At 62.7% G+C, this 19,140-nt stretch carries 15 protein-coding genes; 5 read left to right on the top strand and 10 right to left on the bottom strand.

Annotated elements, in window-relative coordinates; translation table 11 throughout:
* Positions 1 to 96 precede the first annotated feature (96 nt).
* Positions 97 to 1,398: a phosphotransferase gene (locus CIK76_RS06435; protein WP_096284660.1), complete on the top strand. Its 1,302-nt coding sequence runs from the start codon at positions 97 to 99 to the stop codon at positions 1,396 to 1,398.
* Here CIK76_RS06435 and CIK76_RS06430 read toward each other — a convergent pair.
* The 3 genes from CIK76_RS06430 to CIK76_RS06420 are packed head-to-tail and all read right to left on the bottom strand — an operon-like array spanning position 1,388 to position 8,327.
* On the bottom strand, positions 1,388 to 4,735 hold the full coding sequence (locus CIK76_RS06430) for an ATP-dependent DNA helicase (RefSeq protein ID WP_096284607.1): 3,348 nt from the start codon (positions 4,733 to 4,735) through the stop codon (positions 1,388 to 1,390). The two genes, CIK76_RS06435 and CIK76_RS06430, sit on opposite strands and share 11 nt — an antisense overlap.
* Positions 4,732 to 7,935, bottom strand: a complete 3,204-nt coding sequence (locus CIK76_RS06425) for an ATP-dependent DNA helicase (protein ID WP_255248375.1) — start codon at positions 7,933 to 7,935, stop codon at positions 4,732 to 4,734. The genes CIK76_RS06430 and CIK76_RS06425 overlap by 4 nt, the downstream gene beginning before the upstream one ends.
* A 2-nt stretch (positions 7,936 to 7,937) precedes the next feature.
* A complete protein-coding gene (locus tag CIK76_RS06420) occupies positions 7,938 to 8,327 on the bottom strand; it encodes an MGMT family protein (protein WP_096284603.1) in 390 nt (129 codons plus the stop codon).
* A gap of 87 nt (positions 8,328 to 8,414) precedes the next feature.
* Here CIK76_RS06420 and CIK76_RS06415 point away from each other — a divergent pair, with 87 nt between their 5' ends.
* The 4 genes from CIK76_RS06415 (at position 8,415) to CIK76_RS06400 (ending at position 11,976) form a co-directional block, all read left to right on the top strand.
* The gene (locus CIK76_RS06415) at positions 8,415 to 9,098 is read left to right on the top strand and encodes a 3'-5' exonuclease (protein ID WP_096284601.1); all 684 of its coding nucleotides are present in this window, start codon (positions 8,415 to 8,417) and stop codon (positions 9,096 to 9,098) included.
* A 243-nt stretch (positions 9,099 to 9,341) separates the two neighbouring features.
* Entirely contained in the window at positions 9,342 to 10,334 is a 993-nt protein-coding gene (locus CIK76_RS06410) for an ATP-binding cassette domain-containing protein (RefSeq protein ID WP_096284599.1), read from the top strand.
* 3 nt (positions 10,335 to 10,337) lie between these two features.
* Complete coding sequence (locus tag CIK76_RS06405) at positions 10,338 to 11,018, top strand: methionine ABC transporter permease (protein WP_096284597.1); 681 nt, start codon at positions 10,338 to 10,340, stop codon at positions 11,016 to 11,018.
* 106 nt (positions 11,019 to 11,124) lie between these two features.
* The gene (locus tag CIK76_RS06400) at positions 11,125 to 11,976 is read left to right on the top strand and encodes a MetQ/NlpA family ABC transporter substrate-binding protein (protein WP_096284595.1); all 852 of its coding nucleotides are present in this window, start codon (positions 11,125 to 11,127) and stop codon (positions 11,974 to 11,976) included.
* A gap of 86 nt (positions 11,977 to 12,062) precedes the next feature.
* On the opposite strand, the gene CIK76_RS06395 is transcribed toward CIK76_RS06400, so the two are convergent.
* From CIK76_RS06395 to hemQ, 7 genes are all read right to left on the bottom strand, one after another.
* Positions 12,063 to 12,983 carry an amidohydrolase family protein gene (locus CIK76_RS06395; RefSeq protein WP_255248374.1) on the bottom strand — a complete coding sequence of 307 codons (921 nt, stop codon included), beginning with the start codon at positions 12,981 to 12,983 and terminating at the stop codon, positions 12,063 to 12,065.
* Positions 12,984 to 13,146: 163 nt separating this feature from the next.
* On the bottom strand, positions 13,147 to 14,454 hold the full coding sequence (gene hemL, locus CIK76_RS06390) for a glutamate-1-semialdehyde 2,1-aminomutase (protein WP_096284592.1): 1,308 nt from the start codon (positions 14,452 to 14,454) through the stop codon (positions 13,147 to 13,149).
* Complete coding sequence (hemB, locus tag CIK76_RS06385; RefSeq protein WP_096284590.1) at positions 14,455 to 15,441, bottom strand: porphobilinogen synthase; 987 nt, start codon at positions 15,439 to 15,441, stop codon at positions 14,455 to 14,457.
* Between the two features lie 11 nt (positions 15,442 to 15,452).
* Positions 15,453 to 16,250 carry a uroporphyrinogen-III synthase gene (locus CIK76_RS06380; protein ID WP_096284588.1) on the bottom strand — a complete coding sequence of 266 codons (798 nt, stop codon included), beginning with the start codon at positions 16,248 to 16,250 and terminating at the stop codon, positions 15,453 to 15,455.
* 8 nt (positions 16,251 to 16,258) lie between these two features.
* A complete protein-coding gene (hemC, locus tag CIK76_RS06375; protein WP_096284586.1) occupies positions 16,259 to 17,233 on the bottom strand; it encodes a hydroxymethylbilane synthase in 975 nt (324 codons plus the stop codon).
* Positions 17,230 to 18,435 carry a ferrochelatase gene (locus tag CIK76_RS06370; RefSeq protein WP_255248373.1) on the bottom strand — a complete coding sequence of 402 codons (1,206 nt, stop codon included), beginning with the start codon at positions 18,433 to 18,435 and terminating at the stop codon, positions 17,230 to 17,232. Before CIK76_RS06370 ends, hemC begins: the two co-directional genes overlap by 4 nt.
* Positions 18,432 to 19,118 carry a hydrogen peroxide-dependent heme synthase gene (hemQ, locus tag CIK76_RS06365; RefSeq protein WP_096284654.1) on the bottom strand — a complete coding sequence of 229 codons (687 nt, stop codon included), beginning with the start codon at positions 19,116 to 19,118 and terminating at the stop codon, positions 18,432 to 18,434. The genes CIK76_RS06370 and hemQ overlap by 4 nt, the downstream gene beginning before the upstream one ends.
* Positions 19,119 to 19,140: the final 22 nt, after the last annotated feature.

The raw sequence follows: 19,140 nt of genomic DNA, 5'->3' as shown, positions 1-19,140 counted from the left end.
GATCTGAATCGCATCTGCCGTCATGTGCGTTGAAACTAGCCATCTTCCGTGCGTCATTAACGAATGAAACGCCGGATCTCGCATACGGTGGAGGATGTGAAACGCTCTGCCATGGAACTCGCCGCTATTGCCACCGCCGCCGTGCCGGGATTGACCCCGGTAAGGTTCGCCGCGTTGTCCGATGATGCAGAAGACTTCGATTCGGCACTCATCGTAGATTCCCAAAAACACCGCTGGCGCGTACGCTCGCCGCGCCACGACGAAGCGAGTATGCGCCTGGAAGCGGAGCTTTCCGCCTTGCGCGCTTTTTCGGCCAAGGTCAGGGCCGCGCTTCCGTTCGCCCTGCCCTCTGTCGCCGGAACTGTGCGTCAGGGCCCCTTGCGAACCTTCGTATATAAAGATCTTCCCGGCCGGGTTCCCACCCTCGACGAACTTGTCGAGGAGGGAAGCAAGCTTGCGGTGGCCTTGGGTCAGTGCATGGCGGCGATCCACCAGATTCCCGATGATTCGGTCGAAGTTGCCGGATTGCCGACCTACACCGCCGATGAAGTTCGCCAGCGCAAGCTCAACGAGCTGGACACCGCCGCCGCGACGGGCCGAGTGCCTAGCCGCCTGCTGCGGCGTTGGGAGCACGCCATGGAAGATGTGTCGCTGTGGCGCTTTAACGCCACGGTGGTCCATGGCGACTTCGATGAAGAGCAGCTGCAGGTTTCACACTCAATCATTACCGCCGTCAAGGGCTGGACCGACTTGCATGTGGGCGACCCCGCCGACGACTTCGCCTGGCTCTCCGCCATTGATGACCAGAGCTTCAGCGAACGAGTATTCGCCGCCTATGTGGAGGCTCGCGGCAACTCAGCAGATCCGCACATCATGCGCCGTGCTGCGCTGGCTGCGGAATTCGCGCTCGCCCAGTGGTTGGTCAAGTCCCTGGACAGCAAAGACACCGAGCGCATTGCCGATGCCGACGAAATGCTGCAGGAACTGGATACGAATATAGCCGAGTACGGCGGTGAGCCGCTGTCCGTCGTTGAGGCTCCGCGCCCGCTGGCCGCTCCGGCATCCGCTTCGGTTGAGAAACCTGAAGTAGCGCCGAAGCCGAGCGCTCCGGCAATCAACTCTTCAAAGGTTACACAGCTACCCGTCGAGGATGAGGTAGAAACCGACGCCCCACCGGAGGACAGCACGCCCAAGCCTCCAGCGGTCTCCGCCGTCCCCGTTGAAGCTGGCGTGCAGTCCCCCGCGGCACAGCACACAGACGACGCAGCGGCCGCAGACAGCACTTCGCCGGAGGATGCCGCGAAGGCCGATTCGGGAAATAACCCTGCACCGGATGCGAAGCCAAGCGAGTCGGTGCCCGTGGAAGGCACCGACTCCAAGGAAGAAACTACTTCGTAACTTCCGTTTCGACCTGCTCCGTCAGGTTTTCGAAGGCCCCGGCGATCATGGATTCAAGTTCTTCTTCGGATGCCAGATATTCGGCGTGAATCGTGATGCCGGCGCCAACGTAGTAGAACGCGGCCTGAATCTGTTCCAGCGGGATCCCGTGCAGGCGTGACCAGCCAAGACGGTAGACCGCCAGCTGCACCAATTTGCTCTTCAGGTCCTTGCCGCTGGGCACCCTTCCGGTTTTCCAGTCGAGCATCAGCCAGGTGCCATCTTCAAGCTGGAAGACCGCATCGATGCGCCCGCGTACCGCAACCGGGCCCACACGTGTTTCCAGCGGCACCTCAACATATGCCGGTTGGCGTTCGGCCCATTCGCTGGCTAGGAACGCTTCCTTCATCGAGGCAAGATCCAGCACGTCGTCAATATATCGATCCGCTGGCTCCACGATCTCGCCTAGGTCGAGCATCTGGGTTTGTTCGTAGTATTCCTCGATCCAGGCGTGGAATGCGGTGCCTCGCCGGGCAGCCAGGCCGGGGCGGCGCGGAACGGGGCGGCGCAGGTTCTCCAGCACCTCCACAGGGTCTTCGGCAAGTTCAACGAACAATGAGGCCCGCACATGCTCGGGCGCAGCGATGACGCGTTCGCGGTTGTTCAGGAACTCGCGTTGCGCCAGCAACCTCTCCGCCTCGTCCTTCCAATGCTCACCGAAGCCGGTCAGCATCTGGCTCTTCGCCTTGGCGGCAACAACGTCTTCGGCAAGCGCACTGAGCACCTCGCGACGAGAATAGGGGTGCGGCGACTTTTGCACGGTGCCGGTAATCACCGGCCCGTCAAGCGGGTCGTACGGCCAGCGCGCCTCCATCGGTTGGGAGCGTACCGGATTTTCCTCGGGCCCCTGATCGTTTTGGACCCACACTCCAATTTCGGCGCGGGGTTCCTCCCCTTCGGCCAGTGGCAGCAGTGCGTCCATGAAGACCGAAGGTTCACAGGGCTTGGAGCGCGATCCCGACCAAATGCTGCTTGAACAGATCAGCAATGACTTAGCCCTGGTGACTGCCACGTAGGCGAGGCGGCGTTCTTCGGCAATATGATGGTCGTCCACCCGATCTTTGAAGATCGATTCGGCCTCGATCAGTTCCTTCAGCGCCGGCTGGTCGGTATCCCACTGCGGCAAATCGCCGGCATCTCCGCGCAACGGCCAAGGCAGCGCCTTATCGCCGCTGGTCCAACGATCGGATTTGGCTCCCGGGAAGACCCCCTCGTTCAAAGACATCACCGCGACGATGTCCCATTCGAGCCCCTTCGAGGCATGAATAGTCAATAACTGTACCGCCAGCGGATCAGCATCTTCGGAGGGCAGCGGGAGCCCCTTTTCCTTTTCGGCGGCCTGTTCAAGCCACATGAGGAAACCCGCCAACTCCACGCGCGGGGCATTGCGGCAATATTCGCGCACCACATCGGCGAAGGCATCCAGGTTCACCCGATATTTGTCCGCGGCAATCCACGGTCTGGCAGCCACCTCGATGTCCAGGTTCATGGCGCGTTCGACTTCTCGAATCAACGCTTCCAAATCATCGTTGGCGATCAAACGCAATTGCCGCAGTTCGGATCGCAGCGCTTCGAGCCGTTCATAGCCGGTATTCGACAACCGCCGGCCGTCGGAGCTCGTCCAACCAGCCGGAGGAAGGTAATCCAGCGCCTCGATCAGGCTTGCAGCGTCGTTGAGCTCCGCGCGGGCCGCCTCCTCCGTGCTTTGATTCTGGGTGATCGGTTCGGCGGAGTCCAGTTCGGGATTCAGCCCGCGCTCCCGGCGCCGGGCCAGCGAACGCGACCAATCGGCGAATGCTGCGAGGTCGGCGGCGCCCAAACGCCATCTGGCGCCTGCGAGCAAGCGCATCAGCTTGTCCGAGCGCAACGGATCCACCAGCACATGCAAACAGGACACGAGGTCGGTGAGCTCAGGGGTGCTGAGCAGCCCGGACAGCCCCACCAGCTGATAGGCAATGCCCCGTTCGCCAAGCACCTCGCCCATCACCGAGAGATTCGCCCGGTTGCGGCTGAGCACCGCGCTGGTCTTGTGCTCGGCACCGACGCCCTGGCGATTTTCTGCCACGATGAGGTCCGCGATCCGTTCGGCCTCCTCGCGGACGCTCGCGCAGCGATTGAGCACTACTCGGCCGGGCTGCGCAAAAGCCGAGGGTTCAAGCGGCTTGACGGAGACCGGTCCAATGGCCGGCTGCTGACCGCCAGCGGTAATGTGGTTTGCCGCGTCCAAGACGTTCACGGTATTCCGCCATGCCACCGTGAGGTGCTTGACATGTGCGAGGTCTCTGCTCGATTCGCGCACTATGGGGAATTCCTGGGGGAAGCGGAATAGCTGGCCGGCGCTGGCACCGCGGAATCCGTAGATGGATTGGTTGGGGTCCCCCACCGCGGTCACCGGGTGGCCATCGCCATAAAGTTGCGAGAACAGCACCATCTGGGCATGCGAGGTGTCTTGGAATTCATCGAGCAGCACCACCTTGTGGCTGGTGCGCTCGGCAAGCGCCGCGGCCGGAACTTCCTGCGCAATATGCGCCGCGTGGGAGACCAGATCGCCGTAGTCCATCACCCCGAGTTTCGCCTTGGACAGGGCGTATTCCTGGGCCAGCTCGGCGATGGTCGCGCGGGAGGCGAGCCGGTCGATCATGTTCTGCGCCGCAACGGTCCGCTTCTTTTCCTTGTCCGCCTGCATCGGGAACAGGGAGACTTCGGCAATGAGGTTGTCGAGCCATTGCTGGGCCTGCGGCGGGGAGACCAGATGCTCGGAGGACTCGGAGCTGAATGAGACGATTGCGTCGATCAGCGTGCTGGTCGCCGAGCCGAGATGCTCGTAGTTTCCGGTATAGCTCTCCAACACCTGATGGGCCAGCTGCCAGGATTGCGCCGCACCGAGCAATACCGTGTCTTCTTCGATCCCCAGGCGAAGTCCGTAGTCCTGCACCAAGGTATTGGCATAGGAATGGTAGGTGGATACCGCCGGGTCCAGGAAGTCTCTGGTTTCCTCTTCACCGAGCAGCCCCGTGGCCACTAGCTGCGCGATCTTGGCTCGGATACGTGCGGAAAGTTCGCCGGCTGCCTTGCGCGTGAACGTCACGCCGAGGATTTCTTCCGGGCGAACCAGCCCGTTGGCGACGAGCCAAACCACCTTGTCCGCCATGGTCTTCGTCTTGCCGGAACCCGCGCCGGCGATGACCAGCATGGGTTCCAAGGGGGCACAGATGATCTCGGCCTGCTGCGCGGTTGGCGGGAACTGCTCCCCTAGGGCTTCGGAAAGTTCCTGCGGGGTGAATCGAATATTGCTCATGGTTCGGTGACCTGTCGTCCTTGCTCGCACAATGGGCAGATTTCGGGCAGCGTGCACGATCCGCGCAGGCCCTCGGAGCCAATGGTGTGCCGGGTGGTGAATTCGCTCTCGCCCATCAGCTCGGCCGCTTCGAGAATCAGCTCCCGCGCCCAGGTTTCTGTTCCAAGGGCCGGCTGATCCCGCAGGGTGGCCGACTTCGTCGGGGTACCGACGTAGACCAGCGACGCTCCGGCTGGTTCGGTGGAAAGCGCGGCGGTTTCATCGTGCTGCTGCAATGCACCGAGCTGCACCGCGGTCTGGTAGACGGCCAGCTGCGGGTGGGTTTCGGTGTCTTTGAGCGTTGGCGCTTTGCCGCCGGTTTTCAGATCTACCACCGTGGCCTTGCCCTGAGCGTCGGCTTCCACCCGGTCGATGACTCCGCGCAGCTGGATATGCTTGCCTTCCTGCGGAACGTCAACCTGGAAGGACAGTTCTCTCGCTCGTAGTTCACGCCCGGAGGTGCGCATGGCGATGCTGTATTGCGCGAGTTTTTTGAGCATTTCTTCGGCTCTGTCAAAGTCGCGCTGCCCCTCCCAATTCGGGAGCTTTTCCAGCTCCGGCCACCGCTGCTCGAGGATGTTCGAGTATTCGCTCCCGCTGGCCTCCGGGTGCTCTTCGGCGATGGAGTGAATCAAGGTGCCCAGGGAGGCGGCGAAGTCATGCGCCGCTTCTCCCCCGGCGCTTTGCACAAACCAGTTCAGCGGCGACTTCACCAGGGTCTCGACCTTTGAGGGTGACACGCGCAGCGGTTGATCGGCGGGAACCACCGGGGCGCTGGTGCTCAGTGGCTTCAATCCCCACCAACCCTTTGGGTGAGCGCCACGCACCGGGTATTCGCTGTCGGCCAATTGCCCTAGCACCGTGATGGCGTCGTGGTAGATCTCGTCGGCCGAAACGTGCTCGGGAGCGGGGACCGCACCGAGTTGCGCGGCCTTGGCGCGTTCGGCCATCGAACGCAGTTCAGCCACCAGCGTGGGCAGGGCCCTGATTCGTGGGACCGCGGTGAGTTCTCGTTGCGCGCCGCCGTTTGGGTCAACCAAGTCCAAGAACGATGAGGGTTGCGAGTCCTCGTTATCCACCGCCGTGCAAATCAACAATCGCGAGGCGCGCGAAACGGCGTTGCTGAAGCTTCGCATTTCATCATTGCGGATTCCGCGCACCAGCTGCGTCGGGGTGCGTGTGCTCAGGAAGGCCAGGCCGTGTTCTACCGCGTCGGCCAGGGCGTTGGAACCCAGCAGCTCACCGCGCAGCCGCAGGTTCGGCCAGCTGCCTTCCTGCAGGCCCGGAATGAATACGACGGGCCAGTGCTTGCCTGCGGCCGCCGCGGTGGTCAGCACCGTGACCGTTTTCGTCCCGGTGGCTCGCGAGGCCAGCGAGTCCATCGGCAGTTCCTGATGCAAAATGTGATCGATGAAAAGTTCCACGCTGGCACCGGGCAGCTGATCCACAAACCGTTCGGCTGCCTGGAATAGCGAAAGGACCGCGTCCAGGTCGTGATCGGCACGACGGGCGGTATTTCCGGTGCCCAGCGCTTCCTTGCGCCAGGCGTTGGCCCGGCCCGAGGCTTCCCACAACGCCCACAGCGCCGTTTCCGGGGTTGCCTGCCCGCTGGCAAGTTCGGTGCGCAAGGCACTGAACATGCTCAGCAGGCGTTCCAAGCCAAAGGCTACGGGCCCCAAGTCACGGCTCAGTTCCGGTTCATGAAGGCTCGCTTCGAGAAGCTCTTGGCTGGATCGCCGTCCGCCCACCGAGCTTTCGCGTTGGCGCAGCAGCTGCCTCAGGCGTCGAATTTCCAAGGCGGTGCTCATTCCGTAGCGCGAGAGCAGCAAGTTCTGCATCAGCAGCGGATCGTCGCTTACGCCGCCGGCCAGGGCCAGCTGGACCAGGTCGAGCAAGGGCCGTACCGCGCCCTCATCCTTCAAGGGGATTTCGGCCGGTGGAACCTGGACCGCGATCCCTTGGCCTTCGAGGAACCGACTGAAGGACCGTACCTGTGAACCGTTGCGGACCACGATGGCCATGTCGGAGAGCGGGAAGCCCTCGTAGAGATCCATCTGGACTATGCGTTGGGCTATGTAGCGTTCTTCCAAGGTGGAGTTTTCAAAGCACAGAGCTTGAACCTGCCCGGTTTCGGTTTCCGCTGGCGCTTCCAGTTTTCGTCCGCGCAGGCCGGCCGCTAGCGGGATTCGCCGCACGACGCGCTTCCAAGCATCCATAATGGCCGGTGCCATGCGCAAGCTGGTATCCAATTCGAAGAGTTGAGCCTCATCGTTGCTGCTGTAATTTTGCGAGAAACGGTTCAGCTCATCGGGGCGTGCACCACGAAATCCTTGGACCACATTATCTGGCGCCGCAAAGGCAACGAGCCGGCGATCACGCGCGATCAGCCGCAGCAGCCGATGCTGCGACAAGGTCGCCTCTTGCAGGTCATCGACGAGGATCAGCTGCAGTTTTTCGTGCTCTTCGGCCAGGAACTCTGGATGCTGTTCGAACAATTGGGCGGCACGGGTCATCAGACCCGCCGGGTCAAAAGCTTCGGCACTGCCTAGGTCCAGCAGGTCGCGGTATTCCTGATAGAAGCGTGCCGCGGCCACCCACTCTGCGCGCTTGGCCTGTTCCCCAAGCTGCGCAATATCTACCGGTTCAAGTCCAAGCTCAGAAACCCGGTCAAAGAATTCACGCAGTTCTTTCCTGAACCCGCGTGTTTCGACCGCTAAGTTCAAGTCCTCGGGCCACCCCGGGCCCGCGGTCAATCCCTGCTGGTGGCCTTCGAGGAGGTTGCCGATGAGCGTATCCTGTTCAGGTCCCGAAAGGAGCCGAGGAGCCCGTTCCAAATTCGGCAGCAGGCCTTCCAAGCGTGCCCTTCGGATGAGATCAAAGGCATATGCGGACCAGGTCCGCACCACCGGCTCGGTAAAAGTTTGATCCGCTCGGCGGCTGAGGTCGTCTCGAATGCCGGCAGCGGTCAGACGAGTTGGCGCAATAATCAACAGCTGCAGCGGATCCAAACCAGCGTCCAGATGCGCCACGGCTGTGTCCAGCAGAGCCGTGGTTTTCCCGGTCCCCGGGGCCCCGGTCACGAGGGTAGGTTTGGCTACCGTTGCCAGCCTTTCAAGCAGCGAAGACGTATCCAGTTGTGCCGGGTCGGTCATATCTTCCATGTTCATAGTTGATCATCCGCTTCGGACAAGTAGCCCGGTTGCAACGCCGCTTTGAGCGAATCAATTTGCGCCCATTGGGCATCGTTCGGTTTCCAGCGTGCTTGGGCCATATTCACGCGCCTACCCCGGCGGGGAGTGTTCTCCCGCGTCCACTCGGCCTCTCCGCGTTCGCCGAGTGCCAGAGTCAGGGTGCCGTCGGCCCGAAGAATGCGCCACCAGGGTGTCCCCTCCGGTGAACTTCCCATCGCTTTGCCAGCCTGCCGAGCGCCGCCGACCCCCAGGAGCTCTGCTACGTCGCCATAGCTGAGTACGGCCCCCGGCGGGACAAGTGCCGCCAGCCGATGGACGGCCTCGGCATAATCGAGGGGCAAGTGGCTTGATTCGGAGCTCATGTCCCTATTGTGCCAACTTGGACATCCTCATCCACAACCGGAGCGTCAGCCCAATGGTTGACCGAGTGAGCGGGTAGCGTTGATTTCATGAATGAATGGCATAAGGGCCTTGCAGTTGGCTTTGACTTGGAAACCACTGGCGTCGACACCACTACGGCGCGCATCGTCACTGCGTCGGTGGTTCTGCTTGATGCCCAAGGTCAGGTTGTGAACCAACGGGAGTGGCTGATTGATCCCGGCGTTGAAATTCCCGAGGCTGCTGCCGCGGTGCACGGCGTGTCCACCGAAAAAGCTCGTGCGGAAGGCATTCCTGCCGCTCAGGGCGTTGCCGAGATCCTCAACCTGCTCCAGTTCGCCGCCCAGCAGTCCCCGGTGGTCGCGTTCAACGCCGCCTATGACTTCTCCGTCCTGCATGCCGAGGCCTTGCGCTACGACCTGGTGCCGTTCATCCCCGGAAACGTGATTGACCCGTTCATCATCGACAAGCAGGTCGACAAGTTCCGCAAGGGAAAGCGCACGCTGGCAGCTGCCTGCGAACACTACGGCGTCGTCCTGGAAAATGCCCACACCTCCTTCGCCGATTCGGTGGCATGCGTGGCGGTAGCGCGAGCCATCGCCGAGAAGTACCCGCAGCTACAAGTTGATCCGCAGGATTTGCACGGCTGGCAGATCGGGTGGGCTCGCGAACAAGCCGCGAGCTTCCAGGAATACCTGCGCAAGCGCGATCCCCAGGCCCTCGTCGATGGCGCTTGGCCGATAAAAGACAGCTAAACCATGCATTTCCAGTGAATGTTAGGCACTTCACATCCCAAAAACTGGCTCCCGCGAGATTCCGGGTAAGTCATTAGTTCATCTTCAGTCACAAATCTGCGAATCATCTTCGATTCGTCCCCGATTTTGGCCGCATATGAAGAATAGTGAATGCGTTTTGCGGGCGGTTCGGGCGATATTGTTCGATAGTGATTCAATGGAGGGTACTCTCTATACCCCTTGAGAATTGAAGGAACGCGCCTAGTGATCACAGTTAGTGACCTGCGTAAGGTTTATCGTCAAGGCAGCAATGACGTTGTTGCACTGGATGGTGTGAGCCTTGAAGTCCCGACCGGGAAAATTCATGGCATCGTTGGACATTCCGGAGCTGGCAAATCAACACTTGTCCGCTGCCTGACATTGCTTGACCAGCCTACGTCCGGCTCCGTTGCGGTTAACGGCAAGGAACTGACGAATGTCGACTCCGACGCGTTGCGCAACGCGCGTCGCCGTATCGGCATGGTCTTCCAGCATGCCAATCTGTTCGATTCACGAACCACCGAACAGAATGTTGCCTACCCACTGGAATTGGTGGGCACACCGAAGAAGGAAATCGCCGAGAAAGTTGCGCAGCTTTTGGAACTCGTCGGGCTGACGAAGTTCGCCAAGGGCTACCCATCGCAGCTTTCTGGTGGTCAGCGACAGCGCGTGGGTATCGCCCGCGCGTTAGCGACGGATCCTGATGTGCTGCTCTGCGACGAGCCAACCAGTGCTTTGGACCCGGCCACCACCGATGAAATTCTTGAGCTGGTAAAAAAGCTTCGCGACCGGTTGAACATCACGGTGCTGATCATCACCCATGAAATGCACGTCGTCAAGCATGCCTGCGATTCGGTTTCGCTGCTCGAAGCCGGCAAGATCGTGGAGCATGGCGACATCGAAGCGGTCATCACCAACCCTTCGGGACGTTTGGCTTCTACGCTGCTTCCACTGCCGGGAGAAGCCCCGCAGGTAGAAGGTGCAGGTCGCGTACTTGATCTTCTCTACACGGGCGAACAAGCCACCGAGCCGGTCATCTCCGGCATCGCGCGAAAGTTCAACACCGACGTCAATGTCTTGGCCGGCTCCGTAGAGCATCTGGGTGATCAGCAGTTCGCGCACCTGCGAGTGCAGTTCGCCCCAGACGCGGACATCGCGGCAATTATCGAACATCTGAAGTCCACCGGTATTGCAGTGACCGTGAAGGAGGCCAAGTAAGTTATGGATTTCTTCGCTGAACTCTTAAACAATCCAGGTATCACCAAGGCCATGTGGCCTGCCACCGTGGAAACCCTGCAAATGACTTTGATTGCAACGGTTTTCACCATCGTCATTGGTTTGCCGTTAGGTATTTTGCTGCACAACACCGGCAAGGGCGGGTTGCTGCCAGTGCGTTGGCTCAATGTGGTGCTCTCCGGGATCATTGTCAACATCACCCGTTCGATTCCCTTCGCAATTCTGATGGTTGCCTTGATTCCACTAGCCAAGGCAATTACGGGTGTCTCACTCGGACCGGTGGCCGCTTCCGTCTCGCTGACCATCGGCACGGTTCCGTTCTTCGCACGTCTAGTTGAGACCGCCCTGCGCGATGTCTCATCGGGCAAGGTTGATGCGGCGCTGGTAATGGGATCGACGAAATTGCAGGTCATTCGCAAGGTGCTCGTTCCCGAAGCGATGCCCGGGCTCATTGCCGCGTTGACCACAACCGTGGTCACGCTCATTGGTTATTCGGCGATGGCCGGTTTGGTTGGCGGTGGCGGTCTTGGCCGGCTGGCCTACAACTACGGTTTCCAGCGTTATGACATGGGAATCATGCTGGTAACCATAGTCATTATTCTTATCATGGTGCAGTTCGTTCAGATCGTCGGCGACCTGGTCGCGCGAAAGATCGATCATCGTTAGCTCAAAAACTTCCGCCGGAATTCCGGCGGGCCTGGTCGGCACGCATGTCGTACCAAAACTCCCCTTAGTTACCGGAAACGGTTCATACTCAAAGGAAATACTCACAATGCGTAAAAAGCTTGCACTCGCAATCACCGGTGTCGCAACCCTCTTTGCGGTGACCGCCTGCGGTAGCACCGGATCCACCGAGCCAACCGCTGCGGCCACGCTTGACCCAGCAAACCCAACCATCGTCAAAGTTGGCGCAAGCCCGATCCCGCACTCCCAGATTCTTGAATTCATCGATGAGAATTTGGCCAAGGATGCTGGCATCGATCTCGAGATTCAGGAAATCGACGACTACCAGACCCCGAACATCGCTTTGGCAGACGGCACCATCGATGCAAACTACTTCCAGACCGAGGCTTACTTGGCCCAGCAGGTTGCGGACAAGGGCTACGAGTTCGAGCACGGCAAGGGCATCCATCTGGAGCCATTGACCGTTTTCTCCAAGAATTTCGATAAGCCAGAAGACGTCACCGAAGGCGCACTGGTTCTGCTGAACAATGACCCGGTGAATCAGCTTCGTGGACTGCGTGTGCTGGAAAGCGCAGGACTGCTTTCGGGGCTAACCGACGAAGATTCGGCCCTCACCATTGAAGATGACGAAGCCAAAAACCCCAAGAAACTGACGTTCCGGGAAGTCAACTCGGAGCAGGTGCCGCAGTACTACACCCAGGACGACAACATTGGCCTCGCCGTGATCAACGGTAACTACATTGTTCAGGCAGAGCTCAACCTGGAGGAAGTTCTCGTTCAGGAATCCCCCGAGAACAACCCGAACTCCAACTTCCTGACCTGGCGTGCAGGCGAAAGCACCCCAGCTATCGAGAAGCTCGACGAACTGTTGCACTCCGACGAGGTAGCCAAGTACATCGAAGAGACCTGGACCGACGGAAACGTCATCCCAGCCTCCTAGCGCCAGGCAGCATCGCAGTGGTGTCCTTGTCCCGGGAATTCGGGGACAAGGACACCACTGCGTTAACCGCCCCTATCGCGCTTAAGCTAGGCAACCCCAGCTCGGGAAAGCCCCAGCAGCCGTGCCCCGTTCTCCCAGAGCACCGCTCGCATCCAGGATTTTCCGTGCCCCAACCGGGCCAGTGCCTGCAGCTGATGCGCATAGGGATAAGGGATATTCGGGTAATCCGAGCCGAGAATGACTTTGTCCTGGAGTGAAGCCAAACGGGAAACATAGCTTTGCGGCATCGGCGCGAATTCGTTGGTGAAGTCGGTACCCACCATGGTCGTATCCAGATAAACGCCTGAAAACGCCTCGGCAAGATCGGCAAATTCGTGATACTCGGGCATCCCCATATGCGCTATGACCAGCACGAGGTCCGGATACTTCTCCAGCAGGATTCGAACGTTCTGCGGCCCGGTGTAGCTGCCGCTCAACGGTGCCGACCCGGCATGGATGACCACCGGTATCCTGCTTTGCTCGAGGACTTCCCATGCTTCGTCGAGCAGCGCATCGTGGGGCGCGAACCCGCCGACTTGGATGTGGATCTTGAATAGTTGTGCCCCGGCATCGATGGCCTGCCGAACGTAGCTGCCTACCCCGGGTTCCGGGTAAAAGGTTGCGCAATGCAGTGCCCCGTCGACGCGTTCGGCGAAGCGCGCCGCCCAATCATTGAGCCAACTGGCCATGCCCGCCTTATGCGCGTACGAAAGCGCAGGGATAGCCGCCAACCCGATCTCACGGAGCCGTTGGATTCGGGCGTCCTCAGCCATGCGATAGGTAATCGGCCAGCAGCGACCATAACGTTGCTCCGCCTCATCGAAGTACGCCCAGACCTTTTCCAGCATCGGCTCGGGCAGAAAGTGCACATGGATATCGGCCAACCCGGGTATGCCCAGATAGTCCAACAAATCCGGAATCTGCTCGTCGGTCAGGGGAATCATGTGCTCGGCGATCGTCTCGGTCATCTGGCGCTCCTCTGGTTTTCACTGCCGTTGCTGATGCTGTGGGCCAAGCTATCAGGGACCGCCGGCGGCTGCCCAGTTCCCGGCCCAGGAAAGCAAAGTGGCCACGGTAGCCGCTGCCCGGATGGGGCGAGCGGCTACCGTGGCCTCTTGGTGCTGGTGGCTACTATGCGGTGGCCGCAGCGGCGGCCCGAGCGGCCGCTGGCAGTGCCGCGAAGATCTTCTCCATGGCTGCGTCGTCGTGTGCCGCGGAGAGGAACCAAGCCTCGAACACGCTTGGCGGCAGGTAGATGCCAGAGTCGAGCATCGAGTGGAAGAACGGCGCGTAGCGGAATGCTTCCTGCCCCTGCGCGTCGGCGTAGTTGTGCACGCCCTTGGCCGAGGTGCCGAAGGCCACCGAGAACAACGAACCGACGCGCTGGATCGAGTGGTCCACCCCGGCGGTGTCAAAGGCCTCGCGCAGCGCGCCTTCCAGCGCGGTGGACGCCTTGAGGATGTGTGCGTAGACCTCCTCGGTGGCGTGGGTCAGCTGTGCGATGCCGGCCGCCATGGCGACCGGGTTACCCGAGAGGGTTCCCGCCTGGTAGACCGGGCCCAAGGGAGCCAGGTAATCCATCACCTCGGCGCGGCCGCCCAGGGCCGCGGTCGGCAAGCCGCCGCCGATGACCTTGCCGAAGGTGTACAGATCCGCGTTCCAGCCTTCTTCCTTGCCGGTCAAGCCCCAGTACCCGGAGGACGAGGCGCGGAAGCCGGTCAGTACCTCGTCGAGGATCAGCAGCGCGCCATGCTTGGCGGTGGTGTCCTTCAAGAACTTGTTGAACCCCTCCTCCGGTACCACCACGCCCATATTGCAGGGTGCCGATTCGGTGATCACGGCCGCGATATTCGCCCCATGCGCGGCGAAGGCCGCGTCGATGGCGGCACGGTCGTTATACGGCAGGACCAGGGTCTCGGCGGCGGTGGCCGCGGTGACCCCGGCGGAACCCGGCAGCGCCAAGGTGGCGACGCCCGAGCCGGCATCCGCAAGCAAGCTGTCGAGGTGGCCGTGGTAGCAGCCGGAGAACTTGATGATCAATTCGCGGCCGGTGAAGCCGCGGGCCAGGCGCACGGCGGTCATGGTGGCCTCGGTGCCGGTGGAAACCATGCGCACCCGGTCCACGCCGCCCATGCGATCCTTGATCAGCCGGCCGAGCTTTGCCTCATCCGGGGTGGAGGCGCCGAAGGACAACCCGCGGTCGACCGCGGCGTGCACCGCCGACTGGATCTCCGGGTGGGCATGCCCCAGCAGGGCCGGACCCCAGGAACACACCAGGTCAACGTATTCCTTGCCATCGGCATCGGTGAGGTAAGCGCCCTTGGCGCCGACCATGAACGGCGGCACGCCGCCGACGGAGCCGAAGGCGCGCACCGGCGAGTTCACGCCACCGGGCATGACGTCACGGGCCTCGGTGAAAAGCTTCTCGGAATTCGACATTTATTTTTTTCCTTCGTTCAACCAGCCGGCGACTTCGGCTGCGTAGTAGGTCAAGATTTGCTGGGCGCCGGCCCGGCGAATGGAAAGCAGGGATTCGAGCACCGCGGCGCGGCGGTCGATCCAGCCGTTGGCCGACGCGGCTTCGATCATCGCGTATTCTCCGGAGATCTGATAGGCGGAGACCGGCACCGGGGATAGCTGCGCGATATCCGAGACGATGTCCAGGTAGCTCATGGCGGGTTTGACCATGACCATATCCGCGCCTTCGGCCAGGTCCAGTTCGACCTCCAGCAGCGCCTCGCGGCGGTTCGAGGCGTCCATTTGATAGCTGCGGCGATCCCCCTGCAGCTGCGAGTCGACGGCCTCGCGGAATGGGCCGTAGAAGGCGCTGGCGTATTTCGCCGCATAGGCGAGCACCGCCACTTCCTGCTGTCCGGCCTGGTCCAGGGCCTCGCGGATCACCGCGATCTGCCCGTCCATCATGCCCGAAGGGCCCAGGATGTGCGCCCCCGCCTCGGCCTGGACTACCGCCATCTCGGCATAGATTTCCAGGGTCCGGTCGTTGTCCACCCGGCCCTGGGCATCAAGCACGCCGCAGTGGCCATGAGAGGTGAACTCGTCCAGGCACACGTCGGACATGATGACCAGCTCGTCGCCGACCTCTTCGCGAACGGCCGCGATGCCCCGGTTCAAGATGCCGTTCGGGTCGATTCCGGCGCTGCCGTTTTCGTCCCGGTCCTCCGGGATGCCAAAGAGCATGATGCCGCCCAGGCCCCGCTCGGCGGCATCCGCCGCGGCGGCCTTGAGCGAATCCATGGTGTGCTGCACGACCCCGGGCATGGAGCTGATCGGGTTCGGCTCGCCGATGCCCTCGCGGACGAAGGCGGGCAGGATCAACTGACGCGAGGACAGCTCGAACTCCGCGACGAGTCGGCGAACTGCAGGATTCTGCCGGAGCCGGCGAGGTCGGTGCTGAGGGAAAGCCATGTCACTTCTTTCTAGAATTGATGATTCGCATTGTGCAAAAGTTCTTGGGCCGCGCGAGCTAAACCGGCGGGCGTCGGTTCCGCGGCGATGGCGTCAACGCGCAACCCGGCCGCGCGCAAGGCCGCGGCCGTAGGCTGGCCGATGGCAACGGTTTTCACCCGCTCGGGCAACCGGTCACCGGCTAGCTGCACGAATCGGCGCACGATGCTTGGTGCGCTAAACACCAGCAGATCCAGCCGATCCAGCTGCCGGGTTATCTCTTCCGGGGCGAGCACGCGAATTCCCGGTGGCGCCGGCACCGCCGTAAGCGGTGCTCCCCCGCTGCCGGCGGCAACCGTGCGGTAAGCCAGGACCTCGTGGACTTCATGGGCGCCGAGCCCGGCCGAGAGCGTCGAGCTGGCCAGGTCCCCATGCGGATAGAAGATCTTCTGCCCCGGTTCCAGCTGCCACTGGGCCACCATTCCGGCCGCGGACTGCTCCGTCGGCACAAAATCCGCATCGACGCCCAACTGCGCGCGGGCGGCCTTGGCGGTCTTCGTGCCCACCGCCGCCACGCGCAGCCGCGGCGGAAGCGGGCGTCCGGCCAGCAAGGTGGCGATCACCTCCACGGTATTCACCGAGGTGAGCACCAGCCACTGGTAGGAGCCCGCCGCCAGTGCCGCGACGCCGCGGGACAGCTCGCTGCGATCCGCGGGCCAGACGGTGTCGATCAGCCGGGCACAGCAAGATTCGATGCCCAGCTGCTCAAATTCCCGCACGGTAGCCGCGGCTCGCGCCGCGTCGCGCAGGATCAACGCCTGATAGCTCATGGTCGCAATTAGGCCAAACCTGCGACTACCGCCGCGCCGTCGGCGATCATCGATTCGGCCAGGCTGCGCCCAAGCTCGCGTGCCTCCGCTACGGTGGCCGCGCTTGCCCGGGCACTGCGGCGCATGGTTTCGGAGCCGTCCGGGTTGCAGGCGACCGCCTCCAAGACGAGCGTGCCGCCCTGAACCCGGGCCAGGGCGCCGATCGGCGCCGCGCAGCCGGCTTCCAAAGCCGCCAGCAGCGCACGTTCGGCCTCGACCTGCAGGCGCGTTGGCAGGTGGTCCAGTTCGGCCAGCGCCCGATCCAGGGCCGGGTGATCCGAACCGGCGGCGCGCACCTCCAAGGCCAGCGCCCCCTGCCCGGGGGCCGGCAGCATGATGGCCGGATCCAGGTACTCGGTGATGTGCGCTTCCAGGCCGAGCCGGCGCATGCCGGCGGCGGCGAGGATGACGGCGTCCAGGTCACCCTGCACGCTGCGCCCCACGCTTCCGTCGTCATGGGTGGCGCCGGTGCCTTTCACCCGGCCGAGCCGGGTGGGCACGTTGCCGCGGATGTCGACGATCTGCAGATCCTGGCGGAAGGCCAGCAGCTGCGCGGCGCGGCGCGGCGAACCGGTGCCGATCTTCGCCCCTTCGGGCAGTTCGGCGAGTGTCAGCCCGTCGCGAGCGCACAGGGCGTCGCGCATGTCTTCACGTTCCGGGATGGCGGCCAGCACCAGGCCCTCGGGCTGCGTGGTGGGCAGATCCTTCAGCGAGTGCACCGCCAGATCGCAGCCCGAATCCAGCAACCGCTGGCGCAGGGCGGCGGCGAAGACCCCGGTGCCGCCAAGCTGCGAGAGCGGCCCGGTGATCACATCTCCCTCGGTCTTGACCAGAATCGTCTCCACCTGAAGCCCGGAGGCTTCGGCCAAGCGCGTGGCGGCCCACCCGGTCTGCGTGGTCGCCAGCGCGCTGCCGCGCGTACCTACACGAAAGCTCTCGCTCATGCCTGGGGCACCCCCACTTCGGAATCGACCGCAGCGATGGTCGGACGCAAGGAGCCGTCCAACGCGCGCTTTTCACAACAATTCGGGCGGCACACGTCAAACCATGGTCCACCGGCAACGGCGCTCATCCGGCCTGCGCGCAGCGCTTGGCCGTTGGCATCTGCCAGGCGCTCTTCGAGCAGATCGACCAGGCCCGAGACGAAAGCCCGGTGCGTTCCCGGAGTTGCGACCCGGCTAAAGGCCAACCCCAGTTCGGCGCAGCTGTCCTTGGCCTCGGTGTCCAGATCCCACAAGACCTCCATGTGGTCGGAGATGAACCCGATGGGCACCACCACGACCCCGGCCACCCCGGCGGCGGCGTCCTCGGCCAGCGCGTCGTTGATATCCGGTTCCAGCCACGGAACGTGCGGGGCCCCGGAACGCGACTGGTAGACCAGGCTGTGTTCCAGGCCCTGGGCCTCGGGAACGTTGGCCAGAATATGCTCGGCGACCGCACGGTGCTGGGCGGTATAGAGATTCTCGCTCGCCTGCGCGCGCAGCTGAGCAGGTCCCGCGGCGTCCGCGTCGGCCTGCGGAATCGAGTGCGTCACGAAGACGATCTTGATCTTGTCCGCGGCATTGTCCTTCGCCGCAAGTTGTTCGCGCACCTCGGCCAGCGAGGCGCCCAGCCCCTCGATGAAGGGCTGCACGAAGGCCGGAGTGTCGAAGAACTGGCGCAGCTTGTCAACTTCCAGCACACCCTCCAGCCCGGTATCGCGCAGTCCCATGCCGAGGTCTTCGCGGTACTGGCGGCAGGCCGAGTAGCCGGTGTACGCGCCGGTGCCCAGCAGCAGCACCTTGCGGTGCCCGTCCTCGGCGATCTGCTTCAGCGTGTCGTTGACGAACGGGTGCCAGTTGCGGTTGCCCCAGTACACCGGCACCTCGATGGAACGCGCGGTCAGTTCGGCCTGCAGGGCGGCAAGCAGCGCGCGGTTCTGCGCGTTGATCGGCGAGACGCCGCCGTTCTTGCGGTAGTGCACCGCCACCTCTTCGAGGCGTTCGTCGGGGATCCCCCGGCCTGCGGTGACATTGCGCAGGAACGGGATCACGTCCTCCTGGCCTTCGGGACCGCCGAAGGAGGAGAGCAGAATCGCGTCGTAGGCTTTCGGCGCCATCTTGCCGTTGGCGTCATAGCCGGTGCGTGGATCGAAATCCTGGGTCACTTCAAAACCTCGATGACCTCGGCGGCCGAGATGCGCCGTCCGGTGTAGAACGGCGTCTCTTCGCGCACGTGGTGGCGGGCTTCGGTGTAGCGCAGGTGGCGCATCATGTCGACCAGGTCGATCATGTCGTCGGCTTCGAGGCAGATCTGCCATTCGAAGTCGCTGAAGGCGAAGGCGGCAACGGTATTTGCCAGCACGTTCGGGAATTCGCGGCCGAGCATGCCGTGATCGCGCAGCATCTTGCCGCGGTCCGCCGGGTCCATGGTGTACCAGTCGGTGGTGCGCACGAAGGGGTAGACGGTCATCCATTCCTTGGCATCCAGGCCGCGGGCGAAGGCCGGCGAGTGGTCCTTGGCGAATTCGGCTTCGCGGTGCACGGCCATCGTGGAGTACACGATCTCGGTGCCGGCGAGCAGCGAGCTGCGGCGCAGCTGGCGCATCGAGGCCTGCAGCAGCTCGGCGGCCGGTCCGTGCATCCAGAGCATCACGTCGGCCTCTTCGCGCATCATCGACACGTCGTAGATACCGCGCACGGCCACACCGGATGCGGCAAGTTCGGCGACCAGCGAGTCGAAGGCCGCAACATCCGCCGCGCCTAGTTCCACGTTGGCGGAGCGCTTGAACACGGTCCACAAGGTGTAGAACATGGTCGGGTTTTCACCAGCGGCGTCGCGGTCTCGCATGACCGGTGAATTGTGCTGTACT

The organism is Glutamicibacter sp. BW80 (assembly GCF_002332385.1).
Taxonomy (GTDB): domain Bacteria; phylum Actinomycetota; class Actinomycetes; order Actinomycetales; family Micrococcaceae; genus Glutamicibacter.
Note: the sequence above shows the minus strand (reverse complement) of the source record. Positions and strands in the feature narration are given on the sequence as shown.